Here is a 13,575-nt window from a genome sequence, read left to right on the forward strand (position 1 = left end):
GGTCAGCTGTTGGGACGCTTTCCGTGGTTGGCCTTCTTCTTCTTGCGGGCTCGCTTCTTGTTGCCGCGCTTCGCCATGAAACCTCCCTGCGTTGGGGCATTCCGGGCGTTCGCCAGTCTATGACCGGCCCGCGGGCTCCGCATCCGGTTCCGCCGGATCCACCGATTCCGCCGATTCCGCCGGGTCCGCCGGGTCCGCCTATTCCGCCGGCTCCGTCAGCGTCGCCAGCAGCGCGTCCGAGGCCGCGTACGGATCCAGCTCGCCCGCCGCCACCCGCCCCGCCAGCGCGTCCAGGCGGGCGTCGCCGTGCACGTCGGCCAGCCGGGCCCGCAGCGCGGTGATCGCGATGGTCTCCACCTCGCGCGCGGCCCGGGCCGTACGCCGCTGCGCCAGCACCCCGCGCTCGTCCATCCACGCCCGGTGCTTCTCCAGCGCCTCGACCAGCTCGTCGATGCCGGTAAGGCGCGCCGCGACCGTCTTCACGATCGGCGGCCGCCAGTCGCCCTTGCCCCGGGACTCCCCCAGGCTCAGCATGTGGTTCAGCTCCCGGGCGGTGGCGTCCGCGCCGTCCCGGTCGGCCTTGTTCACCACGTAGACGTCGCCGATCTCCAGGATGCCCGCCTTCGCGGCCTGGATCCCGTCACCCATCCCCGGGGCCAGCAGCACCACCGAGGTGTCCGCCTGCGCCGCGATCTCCACCTCCGACTGCCCGACCCCGACGGTCTCGACCAGGATCACCTCGCAGCCGGCCGCGTCCAGCACCCGGATCGCCTGCGGGGCGGCCCAGGCGAGCCCGCCCAGGTGGCCGCGGGTGGCCATGGAGCGGATGTAGACCCCCGGGTCGGAGGCGTGGTCCGACATCCGCACCCGGTCGCCCAGCAGCGCGCCCCCACTGAACGGCGAGGACGGGTCGACGGCCAGGACGCCGACCCGCTTGCCGGCCTGCCGGTACGCGGAGACCAGCGCCGAGGTGGTGGTGGACTTGCCGACGCCCGGGGAGCCGGTGAGGCCCACCACGTACGCGGTGCCCGTGAGCGGCGCCAGCGCCGCCATCACCTCGCGCAGCTGCGGGGACGCCCCCTCGACCAGCGAGATCAGCCGGGCGACCGCTCGCGGCCTGCCCTCACGGGCCTGGGCCACCAGCTGGGGGACGTCCACCACCGTCATACGTGCTGCGCTCCTCGGTTCTCTTACGGGTAACGGGTACGAGCAAGGGTGCGGGCGGCCTTCCGGCCGCCCCTCCCCTACGGGACGCGGACGATCAGGGCGTCGCCCTGCCCGCCGCCGCCGCACAGGGCGGCCGCACCGACCCCGCCGCCGCGGCGCTTGAGCTCCAGCGCCAAGTGCAGCACCACACGGGCGCCGGACATGCCGATCGGGTGACCCAGGGCGATGGCGCCGCCGTTGACGTTCACCTTTTCCGGGGCCACTCCGAGGTCCTTCATCGACTGCACGGCGACCGCCGCGAAGGCCTCGTTGATCTCGAGGAGGTCGAGGTCCTCGACGCCGAGGCCCTCCTTCTTCAGCGCGTGCAGGATCGCGTTGGAGGGCTGCGACTGGAGCGAGTTGTCCGGGCCCGCCACATTGCCGTGGGCGCCGATCTCGGCGAGCCACTCCAGGCCGAGCTCCTCGGCCTTGGCCTTGCTCATCACGACCACGGCGGCGGCGCCGTCGGAGATCTGCGAGGAGGTGCCGGCCGTGATGGTGCCGTCCTTGGCGAAGGCGGGACGCAGCTTGCCGAGGGACTCGACCGTGGTCTCGGCCCTGATGCCCTCGTCCTGCGAGAAGACCACCGGCTCGCCCTTGCGCTGCGGGATCTCGACCGGGGTGATCTCGGCCTCGAAGACGCCGTTCTTCTGCGCGGCGGCGGCGCGCTGGTGGGAGGTGGCCGCGAAGGCGTCCTGCGGGGCCCGCTCGATGCCCAGACGGGCGTTGTGCGTCTCGGTGGACAGGCCCATCGGGATGTTCTCGAAGGCGTCGGTGAGACCGTCGTAGGCCATCGCGTCGAGCATCTCGATGGCGCCGTACTTGAAGCCCTCGCGGGACTTCGGCAGCAGGTGCGGGGCGTTGGTCATGGACTCCTGGCCGCCCGCGACCACGATGTCGAACTCCCCGGCGCGGATCAGCTGGTCGGCCAGCGCGATGGCGTCGAGGCCCGAGAGGCACACCTTGTTGATGGTGAGCGCGGGCACGTTCATCGGGATCCCGCCCTTGACCGCGGCCTGGCGGGCGGGGATCTGGCCCGCTCCGGCCTGCAGCACCTGGCCCATGATCACGTACTGGACCTGGTCGCCGGAGATCCCGGCCCGTTCCAGCGCGGACTTGATGGCGAAGCCGCCGAGGTCGGCACCCGAGAAGGACTTCAGCGAGCCGAGCAGCCGCCCCATGGGCGTGCGGGCCCCGGCGACGATCACTGACGTGGTGTTGTTCGTTCCGGACATGGAGCACAGCCCCTTGAGATGAGGAGTGAACGAGGGTTTACCCGAATGTACTGAGCGGTACCCGTGCCGTCACCGGCACGCCAGTGTGATCGCGCGCACGTTGCGTAACCGCTCCGCTGGCGCTGCACTGTGTCCATGCTGACAAGAATCGACCACATCGGGATCGCCTGCTTCGACCTGGACAAGACGGTTGAGTTCTACCGTGCCACGTACGGTTTCGAGGTGTTCCACTCCGAGATCAACGAGGAGCAGGGCGTCCGCGAGGCCATGCTGAAGATCAACGGGACCTCCGACGGCGGAGCCTCCTACATCCAGCTCCTGGAGCCCACCCGCGAGGATTCCGCGGTCGGCAAGTGGCTGGCCAAGAACGGCGAGGGCGTCCACCACATCGCCTTCGGCACCGAGGACGTCCTGGGCGACTCGGAGGCCATCCGCGGCAAGGGCGTCCGCGTCCTCTACGACCAGCCCCGCACCGGCTCGATGGGCTCCTCGATCACCTTCCTGCACCCCAAGGACTGCCACGGCGTCCTCACCGAACTGGTCACGAGCAGCCCCGACCACTGATGTCCCGTTTCCCCGGCCGGTAGAGTGGCTTTGGCTCGGCCGGGGTTCGGTGCGGGGACGGGGACGGGGCCTGTATCGCCCGACCCTGGATCTGACACCATTCCCCGGGGGCGTCGTTCAGCGGGCGGACGGCGCTCGTTTGGGATCGGGCTTGCGACCAGGGGACGGATGGGACCGCGCTGTGCGGGGCTACGAAAGCCAGGAGAGCCATCAGGCCGAGGCCGACCATCTCTCGCGCTTCGAAGCCGAGATGGAGCGGCTGAAGAAGGAACGCGGGAAGGCCGTCCAGCACGCCGATGACCTGGGGTACCAGGTCGAGGTGCTGCGCGCCAAGCTCCACGAGGTACGCCGCAACCTGGCGTCCCGCCCCGCCTACGACGGCGCGGACATGGGGTATCAGGCGGAGCAGCTGCTCCGTAATGCCCAGATCCAGGCCGACCAGATGCGTTCCGACGCCGAGCGCGAACTGCGCGACGTACGGGCGCAGACCCAGCGCATCCTCCAGGAGCACGCCGAGCACCAGGCACGGCTCCAGGCCGAGCTGCACGCCGAGGCCGTCAACCGCCGCCAGCGCCTGGACCAGGAGCTGAGCGAGCGCCGCCAGACGGTGGAAGCCCACGTCAACGAGAACGTGGCCTGGGCCGAGCAGTTGCGCGCCCGCACCGAGGCCCAGGCCCGCCGGCTCATGGACGAGTCCCGCGTCGAGGCCGAACAGACCCTGAACACCGCCCGCGCCGAGGCCGCGCGCGTCGCCTCCGAGGCCACCCGCCGGCTCGCCTCGGAGAACGAATCCGCCCGCGCCGAGGCCGAGTCGACGCTCCTGCGAGCCCGCAAGGAGGCCGAGCGGCTGCTGACCGCCGCCTCCGCGCAGGCCCAGGAGGCCACCGAGCACGCGGAGCGGCTGCGCTCCACCACCTCCGCGGAGGCCGAGCAGACCCGTCGCCAGACGATGGATCTGGGCCGGGTCGCCGAACAGCGCACCCAGGAGGCCGAAGGGGCCCTGCGCGAGGCGCGCGGGGCGGCGGAGAAGCTGCTCGCGGAGGCCAAGGAGAGCGCCGCGCGGCAGCTCGCCTCGGCGGAGTCCGTCAACGAGCAGCGCACCCGTACGGCCAAGGAGCAGGTGGCCCGGCTGGTCGGCCAGGCCAACAAGGAGGCCGAGACCCTCAAGGCCGAGGCCGAGCAGGCGCTCGCCGACGCCCGTGCGGAGACCGAGCGGCTGCGCAAGGAGGCCGGCGAGCAGGCCCGTACCGCGGCGGCCGAGGACACGGCGGCCCAGCTGGCGAAGGCGGCCCGCACCGCCGAGGAGGTCCTGAACAAGGCCTCGGAGGACGCCCGCGCCACCACCCGGGCGGCGTCCGAGGAGGCCGAGCGGATCCGCGGCGAGGCCGAGGCGGAGGCCGAGCGGCTGCGCGCCCAGGCCGCGGCCACGGCCGATGAGCTCAAGGGCGCCGCGAAGGACGACACGGAGGAGTACCGGGCCCGTACGGTCGAACTCCAGGAGGAGGCCCGCCGGCTGCGCGGCGAGGCCGAGCAGCTGCGCGCGGAGGCCGTCGCCGAGGGCGAGCGGATCCGCGGCGAGGCCCGCCGCGAGGCGGTCCAGCAGATCGAGGAGGCGGCCCGCACCGCCGAGGAACTGCTGGGCAAGTCCCGGGCGGACGCCGACGAGGTGCGCTCGGCGGCGAACACCGAGAGCGAGCGGGTCCGCGGCGAGGCCGTCGAGCGGGCCACGACCCTGCGCAAGCAGGCCGAGGAGACCCTGGAGCGGACCCGCGCCGAGGCCGACCGGCTGCGCGCGGAGGCCGAGGAAGAAGCCGAGTCGGTACGCGCCGAGGCGGACGCCGCGGCTGCCGTGCGGCGCGAGGAGACCGAGCGGGCGCTGGCGGCGAAGCGGGCGGAGGCCGACGAGGAGCTCGTCCGGCTGCACACCGACGCCGAGGGCCGCCTGACGACGGCCGAGCAGACGCTGCGCGACGCCCGGGCGGCCGCGGAGAACGTCCGCAAGGAGACCACCGAGGAGAGCGACCGGCTCCGCGCGGAGTCCGCCGAGCGGATCCGCGCGCTGCAGGCGCAGTCGGAGGCGGAGGCGGAGACGCTGCGCACCGACGCCGCCGAGGACGCCGGCCGGGTCCGCGCCGAGGCCGAGCAGAACGCGGTACGGCTGACCGGCGAGGCCGAGGCGGAGGCGGAGCGGCTGCGCTCCGAGGCGCAGGAGACCGCGGACCGGCTGCGCGCGGAGGCCAAGGCCGCCGCCGAGCGGGTCGCGCAGGAGGCCGCCGAGGCGCTGGCCGCCGCCCAGGAGGAGGCCGCCCGGCGCCGCCGGGAGTCCGAGGAGACCCTGGCTTCGGCGCGTACGGACGCGGAGAGCGAGCGCGCCCAGGCCCGGGAGGAGAGCGAGGAGCTCCTCGCCCAGGCCCGCAAGCGGTCCGAGGAGGCCACGGCCGAGGCCGTCTGGCTCACCGAGGAGGCCGAGCGGCGCGCGTCCGAGGTGGTCGCGGCGGCCGAGGCCACCGCCCAGCAGGTGCGCGAAGCCGTGGCCGGGCTGCACGAGCAGGCCGAGGAAGAGGTCGCGGGGCTGCGCAGCGCGGCCGAACACGCGGCGGAGCGCGCGAAGACGGAGGCCGAGGAGGAGTCCGGCCGGGTCCGCGCCGACGCGTACGCGGAGCGGGAGCGGGCCACCGAGGACGCCAACCGGATCCGCAGCGAGGCGCGCACGGAGACGGACGCGGCGAAGGAACTGGCCGCGCGCACCGTCGGCGACGCGATCGCCGAGGCCGAGCAGCTGCGCACGGACACGGCGGAGTACGCGCAGCGGGTGCGCACGGAGGCCACCGACGCGCTGGCCGCCTCCGAGCGCGACGCGGCCCGTACGAAGGCCGACGCCCGCGACGACGCCAACCGGATCCGCGGCGAGGCCGCGGAGTCCCTGGAGGCCGCCCGCGCCGAGGGCGGCCGGATCGTGGCGGAGGCCACGGCCGAGGCGGAACGCCGCACCGAGGAGACCCGCGCGGCCAACGAAGCCACGGTCGCCGCGGCCGCCGCGGAGGCGGCGCGGCTCACGGCCGAGGCCGAGGCCGCCGCCGAGGCGACCCGCGACGAGGCCGCGGGCACCCTGGACGAGGCCCGCTCCGAGGCGAACCGGCTGCGCACGGAGGCGGCCGAGCAGGCGGACCGCCTGATCACCGAGGCGGCGGCGGAGGCCGACCGGCTCACCGAGGAGACCCGCGCGGCCAACGCGCTGACCGTCGGCGAGGCCGAGGCCGCGGCCGAGGCGCTGCGGGCCGAGGCCGCCGCCACCCTGGACGGGGCGAAGGCGGAGGCGGAGCGGCTCAAGGAGCAGGCCGCGCAGACGCTGGCCGGGGCCGAGCGGGACGCGACGGGCATCCTGATCGACGCGCGCACCGAGGGCGACCGGCTCGTCGAGGAGACGCGCAAGGCCAACGAGGCCACCGTCGGCGAGGCCGCCGCGGAGGCCGACCGGCAGCGCGCCGAGGCGGCGCGCACGCTGGACGACGCCCGCGCGGAGGGCGGCCGGATCATCGGCGAGGCCACCGCGGAGGCGGACCGGGTCACGGTCGCGGCGAACGAGACCCTGGCCGGGGCCGAGCGGGAGTCCGAGCGGACCCTGGACGAGGCGCGCGCCGAGGCGGGCCGGGTCCGTACCGAGGCCGCCGAACAGGCGGACCACTTGGTCGGCGAGGCCGTCGCGGAGGCGGACCGGCTCACCGAGCAGACCCGCAAGGACACCGAGCGCACGGTCGGCGAAGCGGCGAACGAGGCCGAGCGGCTGCGCGCCGAGGCGTCCGAGGCACTGTCCTCGGCGCAGGAGCACGCGACCCGCACCCGGTCCGAGGCCGAGCGGGTCAAGGCCGAGGCCGCCACCGAGGCGGAGCGGATCCGTACCGAGGCGCGCACCGCGTCGGAGCGGGTGCTGGACGAGGCCCGCGAAGAGGCCAACAAGCGCCGGAGCGAGGCCGCGACCCAGGTCGACCGGCTCATCACGGAGGCCTCCTCGGAGGCCGAGAAGCTCACCGGGGACGCGCAGAAGCAGGCACTGGCCGCCACGACGGCGGCCGAGGAGCAGGCGGACGCGATGGTCGACGCGGCGCGCAAGGAGGCCGCGCGGATCACCTCGGAGTCGACCGTGGAGGGCAACTCCCTGGTGGAGAAGGCCCGTACGGACGCCGACGAGCTGCTGGTCGGAGCGCGCAGCGACGCCGCCGCCATAAGGGATCGGGCGGAGGAGCTGCGCGGCCGCGTCGAGGCGGAGGTCGAGGAGCTGCACCAGCGGGCCCGCCGGGAGTCGGCCGAGCAGATGAAGTCGGCCGGCGAGCGCGTGGACAAGCTGGTGCGGGCCGCGACCGAGCAGAGCGTCGAGGCCGACGCGAAGGCCAAGGAGCTGGTGTCGGACGCGAGCAGCGAGGCGAGCAAGGTCCGCATCGCCGCGGTGCGCAAGGCGGAGGCGTTGCTCAAGGAGGCCGAGCAGAAGAAGGCCGAGCTGGTGCGGGTCGCCGAGGGCAAGCTCGCGGAGGCGACGGCGGAGGCCGAACGGCTCGTCGACGAGGGCAGGCGCGAGCTGGAGGTCCTCGTGCGCAGGCGCGAGGACATTCAGGCGGAGATCTCCCGTGTCCAGGACGTTCTTGAGGCGTTGGAATCATTCGAGGCGCCTTCGGGTGGCGGAAAGCCCGGGGTCGGCGGCCAGGGCGCGGGGGGCGTGAAGGCCGGTGCGACAGCGGGTTCCACTCGATCGGGTGGCAAGACGTCAGAGGGCTAGTCAGCGCACTCGACTCTGTGCTCCTGATGGAGGTTCAGGCGAACGAGTGACAAGCATTCTGTCGCCTTGCCACTCAAAAGGGGTGTCATTGTCCAGATCAAACGCGGATTGACTCGATGACACGCCGTCTTGGCGCCTAGGATTCCCCTTAACACCTAACACCCCGCGTAGCACCTCATCGGTCTCATTCGACAGGAACCCCATGAGCGACACATCCTCCCCCTTCGGCTTCGAGCTCGTGCGGCGTGGTTACGACCGCGGTCAGGTGGACGACCGCATCACCAAGCTGGTCTCCGACCGTGACAGCGCCCTCGGACGTATCAACTCTCTGGAAAAGCGGATCGAGGAGTTGCACCTCGAGACGCAGAACGCCCAGGCTCAGGTGAACGACGCCGAGCCGTCGTACGCCGGCCTCGGCGCCCGGGTCGAGAAGATCCTGCGCCTGGCCGAGGAGGAGGCGAAGGACCTCCGTGAGGAGGCCCGTCGCGCGGCCGAGCAGCACCGCGAGCTCGCCGAGTCGGCCGCCCAGCAGGTGCGCAACGACGCCGAGTCGTTCGCCGCCGACCGGAAGTCGACCGCCGAGGACGAGGGCGTCCGGATCGTCGAGAAGGCCAAGGGCGACGCCGCTTCGCTGCGCACCGAGGCCCAGAAGGACGCGGCCTCCAAGCGCGAGGAGGCCGACGCGCTCTTCGAGGAGACCCGCGCCAAGGCCGCCCAGGCCGCCGCGGACTTCGAGACCAACCTGGCCAAGCGCCGCGAGCAGTCCGAGCGCGACCTGGCGGGCCGTCAGGCCAAGGCCGAGAAGCGTCTCGCGGAGATCGAGCACCGCGCGGAGCAGCTGCGCCTGGAGGCCGAGAAGCTCCGTACGGACGCCGAGCGCCGCGCCCGCCAGACCGTGGAGACCGCGCAGCGCCAGGCCGAGGACATCGTGGCCGACGCGAACGCCAAGGCCGACCGGATCCGCAGCGAGTCCGAGCGCGAGCTGGCGGCGCTCACCAACCGCCGCGACTCGATCAACGCGCAGCTCACCAACGTCCGCGAGATGCTCGCGACGCTGACGGGTGCCGCGGTCGCCGCCGCCTCCGCGCCGATCGACGACGAGCCGGTCACCCGCGGCGTTCCGGCGCAGCAGAGCCGCTAGTCGCGGGAAGGCTTCCGGCACCAGCGGTCGGAAGCCAACAATCCGCTTCGACACCGAGGCCCTTCGTCACCTGTGAGAGGTGGCGGAGGGCCTTCGCGCGTTCTAGCGTGGCGTAATGATCGAGCTTGAGGGCCTTACGAAACGATTCGGCGTGAAGACCGCCGTGGACCACCTCAGCTTCCAGGTCAGACCGGGGGTGGTCACCGGCTTCCTCGGCCCCAACGGGGCCGGCAAGTCCACGACCATGCGCATGATGCTCGACCTCGACAACCCGACCAGCGGTACGGTCCGGATCGACGGGAAGCACTACCGGGACCTGCCGGAGCCGCTGAAGTACATCGGGGCACTGCTGGACGCGAAGGCGATGAACGGCGGCCGCAGCGCGTACAACAACCTGCTCTGCCTCGCCCAGTCGAACCGGATCCCGCGCAGCCGGGTCTCCGAGGTGCTGGACCTGGTCGGCTTGACGGCCGTGGCGAAGAAGAAGTCGAAGGGATTCTCCCTGGGCATGGGCCAGCGGCTCGGCATCGCCTCCGCGCTGCTCGGCGACCCGGAGATCCTGATGTTCGACGAACCCGTCAATGGTCTGGACCCGGAGGGAATTCTCTGGATCCGCAATCTGATGAAGGGGCTCGCGGCGGAAGGAAGGACGATCTTCGTTTCTTCCCATCTGATGAGCGAAATGGCCCTGACCGCGGAGCATTTGGTCGTCATCGGACAGGGAAAACTGCTGGCCGACCTGTCCATGGCCGATTTCATCCAGCAGAACTCCCGCAGTTACGTACGCGTCCGCACGCCGCAACAGGAACGGCTGAAGGACGTCCTGCACGAGGCCGGGATCGACGCGATCAGCGTCCCGGCCACCGGCGCGCTGGAGATCGACGGCGTGGAGTCGGAGCGGCTCGGCGAGCTGGCCGCCCAGCACCAGATCGTGCTGCACGAACTCAGCCCGCAGCGGGCTTCACTGGAGGAAGCGTTCATGCGCATGACGGCGGACTCCGTCGAGTACCACGCCCACGCACCGGGGGCGGGCGGGCTCCCGCCGGCACCCGGCATGGCGCTGGACAATCCGGCCCGGCCGGCCGACGTACCCGCGTGGGGCGCCGGCTTCGAGGCGAAGCGCAAGGGCGGCGAGTGATCATGGCTTTCCCCGCCGTCCTCCAGTCCGAGTGGACCAAGATCCGCACGGTCGCCTCGACCAGCTGGACCCTCGCCCTCGCCTTCCTCGTCACCGTCGGGCTCGGCGCCGGATTCGCCGCCCTGGTCAACGCGACCTTCGGCGACCTGAGCGAGGTCGAGCAGGCCACCTTCGACCCCACCCTGCTGAGCTTCACCGGCATGCAGTTCGGTCAACTGGCCATGATCGTCTTCGGGGTGATGGTCGTCAGCACCGAGTACAGCTCGGGCATGATCCGCACCTCGCTGGCCGCCGTGCCCCGGCGCGGCGCCTTCCTGATGGGCAAGTTCGCCGTGGCCACGGCGCTGGCCCTGGTGGTCGGCCTGCTGACCAGCTTCGTGTCCTTCTTCCTCGGCCAGGCGATCCTGGGCGGCAGGAGCATCGGCATCGGCGAGGACAACGTCCTGCGGGCGGTCACCGGCGCCGGCGTGTACATGGCCCTGCTCGCCCTGTTCTCCATGGGCGTGGCCACCATGCTGCGCAGCTCGGTCGCCTCGATCAGCATCCTGATCCCGTTCTTCCTGATCGTCTCGAACGTCCTCAGCGGTTTCGAGACGACCCGCAAGTACGGCCAGTACCTGCCCGACAAGGCCGGGTCCAAGATCATGCAGGTGGTGCCGGACGCCATGGGCAGCCCCGAAACCCCCTACGGCCCCTGGGGCGGCCTCGGGATCATGGTCCTGTGGGTGGCCGCCTCGGTCCTCGGCGGCTACCTCGTCCTCAAGAAGAGGGACGCCTGACGTACTACGGGGGATCCCCGGGTCGAACCTCAGGGGTAGCTCAGGGTCCGGGACGACGTGGAACCGCAAGGGACTGGATATCCTCTTAACCCTTACGCGGGCGAGAGTCGTCCCGGCCTGGCAAGGGGCAGCAAAGATGATCGAGGCAGTCGGCCTGACCAAGCGCTTCGGCGCGAAGACCGCTGTCGACGACCTGTCCTTCCAGGTCAAGCCCGGTCACGTGACGGGATTCCTGGGGCCCAACGGCTCCGGGAAGTCCACCACGATGCGCATGATCGTCGGCCTGGACCGGCCCACCGCCGGCCGGGTCACGATCAACGGCCTGCCCTTCCGCGAGCTCCCGAACGCCCAGCGGCACGTAGGCGCCCTGCTCGACGCCAAGGCCGTCCACGGCGGCCGCCGGGCCCGCACCCACCTGCTGTCGATCGCCCAGCTCTCCGGGATCCCGGAGAAGCGGGTGGACGAGGTGCTGGGCGTCGTGGGCCTCCAGGACGTGGCCCGGCAGCGCGCCAAGGGCTTCTCGCTCGGCATGGGCCAGCGGCTCGGCATCGCGACCGCCCTGCTCGGCGATCCCCAGGTGCTCCTCTTCGACGAGCCGGTCAACGGACTCGACCCCGAGGGCATCCTCTGGGTCCGCAATCTGATGCGCCGGCTCGCCTCCGAGGGCCGCACCGTCTTCGTCTCCTCGCACCTCATGAGCGAGATGGCGCTGACCGCCGACCACCTGATCGTGATCGGCCGGGGCCGGCTGCTCGCCGACATGGGCACCCAGGACTTCATCACCCACAACTCGGCCGGATTCGCCCGGGTCCGCACGGCCGACACCGACCCCGGTGGCTGGGACACCCTCGGCTCCGTCCTCACCAGGGCGGGCGGCCGGGTCCTGCGGGAGCCCGACGGGGCACTGCGGGTGACCGGGCTGGAGCTGCCGCGGATCTCCGACCTCGCGCACGCGGCCGGCGTCCGGCTGTGGGAGCTGTCGCCGCACCGGGCCTCGCTGGAGGAGGCGTACATGCGGATGACCCAGTCCTCCGTCGAGTACACCTCCACCGAGGACCCGCGCAACGAGCTGTGGGAGCCCGAGCCGCTGAGCGTGCCGAAGTGGGACGAGGAAGAGGCCGCCGAGGCCCTCCAGGTCCCGCAGGCGGGCTTCTTCGCTCCCCCGCCGCCCGGGACCGGCGACCGGCCGTTCCTGATGCCCGGCAGCCCCGGCGAGCTCGCCGGGCCCGGGGCCGCGTCCCCCGCGGCCGAGCCCTCCCCCGACCCCGTGCGCACCCCCGCGCAGAAGCCCGAGGACTCGCGATGACCGCCCCGACGACCGCGACCGCCGGGGACCAGGGCCCGGCGGGCTACACCTCGCCCCTGCCGACGCCCCGGCCGCACCTGGGGCACGCGCTGGCCTCGGAGTGGACGAAGCTGACCTCGGTGCGCTCCACGATGTGGACGCTCGGCTCGCTGGTGCTGCTCGTCGTCGGCATCGGCGGCACGGTCATCGTGCAGACCCGGGACGTGGACTACGAGCAGATGCCGTTCATCGCTCCCGCTCTCTTCGGACTGCTGGTCGGCCAGCTCGCCGTGATGGTGCTCGGGGTGCTGACGATCACCTCCGAGCACGGCACGGGCCTGGCCCGCACCACCTTCACGGCGGCCCCCGACCGGTACCGGGTGCTCACCGCGAAGTACCTCGTCTTCGGCCTCACCGCGTTCCTCACCACGGCCGGCTCGGTCTGCCTGGTGGGGCTGACCGCCTCGATCCTGCGCGACGGCGCCGAAGCCGGGGCGCACTCGGCTTCCGAATGGGCCTCCGGGCTGGTGGGCAGCCTGTACGTCACCCTGCTCGGCGTCCTGGCGCTGGCGGTGGGGGCGCTGGTGCGGCACTCGGCGGGGGCGATCGCCGTGATGCTCGGCGTCGTCACGCTGCCGCCGGTGATAGGGGCGGTGCTCAGCATCTGGGAGGCCGTCGCCCCGGTCGGCCGGCTGCTGCTCCAGTACAACGTGCCGGTGGCGATGATGGAGCTGTTCGGCATGCCGACCAACGCCTCCGACCCGTCGTCGGGCGCGAGCATGGCGCTCCCGGGGGGCCTGAACCACATGGCGCTGATCCTGCTGGTGACGGGCGCCGCGGTCGCCGCCTCGTACGTGGTGGTCGGCCGCCGGGACGTCTAGTACGGCGAGTACGGCACCTTCGCCGGGGGCGGCTAGTACTTGGGAGCGTTGCGGGACCGCTGCACCTTGGAAGTGCGGCGGTCCTTCGCGTTCCAGCACGCCTTGTGCCAGTGCCGGCGGTCGTCGACCCCGCCGTACTCGGGCCAGGCCACAAGGTGCGGGGTACCGGAGGGGATCTCCTGGTCGCAGCCGGGGCAGCGGTAGCGCTTGCCCGCGGCGCTCGCGCCCGCGACGTGCCGGACCTTCCAGTCCTCGCCCTGGTACTCCTCCGTGCGCTCCAGGCCGTACCTGTCCAGACCTCCCGCTCCCGGGCCCGAGCCCTGGTCCGAACGATCGGCGGGATTCTCGCCGCCCCTGGGGCGGTTGTGGCGCGGTGACACGTATACCTCACGGATGGGCGGACGGCAGTGACTTTCTCCCAGACTACGCGCAGCGAGACGGGGTACCCGCAGGGTGGCCGAAGGACGACCACCGTACCGGGCGGCCGGTTGGCGCGACTGGCCTGACAATCCCAATAACTTTCCGGTGAGGCCGTGCCTTTGGCACGTGTCAGACGTTGTTGCCGATGAGGAAAC

At 72.3% G+C, this 13,575-nt stretch carries 11 protein-coding genes; 7 read left to right on the forward strand and 4 right to left on the reverse strand.

The annotated features are described in order from the left end of the window. Positions 1-2: 2 nt before the first annotated feature. From ACFYYB_RS13855 to ACFYYB_RS13865, 3 genes are all read right to left on the reverse strand, one after another. Entirely contained in the window at positions 3-77 is a 75-nt protein-coding gene (locus tag ACFYYB_RS13855; RefSeq protein WP_383947182.1) for a 50S ribosomal protein bL37, read from the reverse strand. A gap of 121 nt (positions 78-198) precedes the next feature. Then, positions 199-1,161, reverse strand: coding sequence for a methylmalonyl Co-A mutase-associated GTPase MeaB (gene meaB / locus ACFYYB_RS13860; protein ID WP_389436193.1), 963 nt, complete (start codon positions 1,159-1,161; stop codon positions 199-201). Between the two features lie 83 nt (positions 1,162-1,244). Next, positions 1,245-2,441 (reverse strand): acetyl-CoA C-acetyltransferase, encoded by a 1,197-nt coding sequence (locus tag ACFYYB_RS13865; protein WP_389435409.1) that lies wholly within the window; start codon positions 2,439-2,441, stop codon positions 1,245-1,247. A 135-nt stretch (positions 2,442-2,576) separates the two neighbouring features. Here ACFYYB_RS13865 and mce point away from each other — a divergent pair, with 135 nt between their 5' ends. The 7 genes from mce to ACFYYB_RS13900 all read left to right on the forward strand — a co-directional run bounded on the left by mce (position 2,577) and on the right by ACFYYB_RS13900 (position 13,000). Further along, entirely contained in the window at positions 2,577-3,005 is a 429-nt protein-coding gene (gene mce, locus ACFYYB_RS13870; RefSeq protein WP_389435411.1) for a methylmalonyl-CoA epimerase, read from the forward strand. 181 nt (positions 3,006-3,186) lie between these two features. Next, positions 3,187-7,776 (forward strand): polarized growth protein Scy, encoded by a 4,590-nt coding sequence (scy, locus tag ACFYYB_RS13875; protein WP_389435413.1) that lies wholly within the window; start codon positions 3,187-3,189, stop codon positions 7,774-7,776. Positions 7,777-7,978: 202 nt separating this feature from the next. Further along, positions 7,979-8,917, forward strand: coding sequence for a cellulose-binding protein (locus ACFYYB_RS13880; protein ID WP_243336252.1), 939 nt, complete (start codon positions 7,979-7,981; stop codon positions 8,915-8,917). A gap of 115 nt (positions 8,918-9,032) precedes the next feature. Then, on the forward strand, positions 9,033-10,055 hold the full coding sequence (locus ACFYYB_RS13885; RefSeq protein WP_389435415.1) for an ATP-binding cassette domain-containing protein: 1,023 nt from the start codon (positions 9,033-9,035) through the stop codon (positions 10,053-10,055). After that, a complete protein-coding gene (locus ACFYYB_RS13890) occupies positions 10,055-10,834 on the forward strand; it encodes an ABC transporter permease (protein WP_389436194.1) in 780 nt (259 codons plus the stop codon). Before ACFYYB_RS13885 ends, ACFYYB_RS13890 begins: the two co-directional genes overlap by 1 nt. 136 nt (positions 10,835-10,970) lie before the next feature. Further along, positions 10,971-12,140: an ABC transporter ATP-binding protein gene (locus ACFYYB_RS13895; protein WP_389435417.1), complete on the forward strand. Its 1,170-nt coding sequence runs from the start codon at positions 10,971-10,973 to the stop codon at positions 12,138-12,140. Beyond that, complete coding sequence (locus ACFYYB_RS13900; protein ID WP_389435419.1) at positions 12,137-13,000, forward strand: ABC transporter permease; 864 nt, start codon at positions 12,137-12,139, stop codon at positions 12,998-13,000. Before ACFYYB_RS13895 ends, ACFYYB_RS13900 begins: the two co-directional genes overlap by 4 nt. Before the next feature lie 32 nt (positions 13,001-13,032). On the opposite strand, the gene ACFYYB_RS13905 is transcribed toward ACFYYB_RS13900, so the two are convergent. Then, positions 13,033-13,380, reverse strand: a complete 348-nt coding sequence (locus tag ACFYYB_RS13905; protein ID WP_389435421.1) for an ATP/GTP-binding protein — start codon at positions 13,378-13,380, stop codon at positions 13,033-13,035. Positions 13,381-13,575 lie beyond the last annotated feature (195 nt).

It is taken from the genome of Streptomyces sp. NPDC002886 (assembly GCF_042888445.1).
Classification (GTDB): domain Bacteria; phylum Actinomycetota; class Actinomycetes; order Streptomycetales; family Streptomycetaceae; genus Streptomyces.

Coding starts and splice junctions, on each gene's coding strand:
- ACFYYB_RS13865 (WP_389435409.1), bottom strand. CDS start 2,441: ATGTCCGGAACGAACAACACCACGTCAGTGATCGTCGCCGGGGCCCGC.
- mce (WP_389435411.1), top strand. CDS start 2,577: ATGCTGACAAGAATCGACCACATCGGGATCGCCTGCTTCGACCTGGAC.
- ACFYYB_RS13880 (WP_243336252.1), top strand. CDS start 7,979: ATGAGCGACACATCCTCCCCCTTCGGCTTCGAGCTCGTGCGGCGTGGT.
- ACFYYB_RS13885 (WP_389435415.1), top strand. CDS start 9,033: ATGATCGAGCTTGAGGGCCTTACGAAACGATTCGGCGTGAAGACCGCC.
- ACFYYB_RS13895 (WP_389435417.1), top strand. CDS start 10,971: ATGATCGAGGCAGTCGGCCTGACCAAGCGCTTCGGCGCGAAGACCGCT.
- ACFYYB_RS13900 (WP_389435419.1), top strand. CDS start 12,137: ATGACCGCCCCGACGACCGCGACCGCCGGGGACCAGGGCCCGGCGGGC.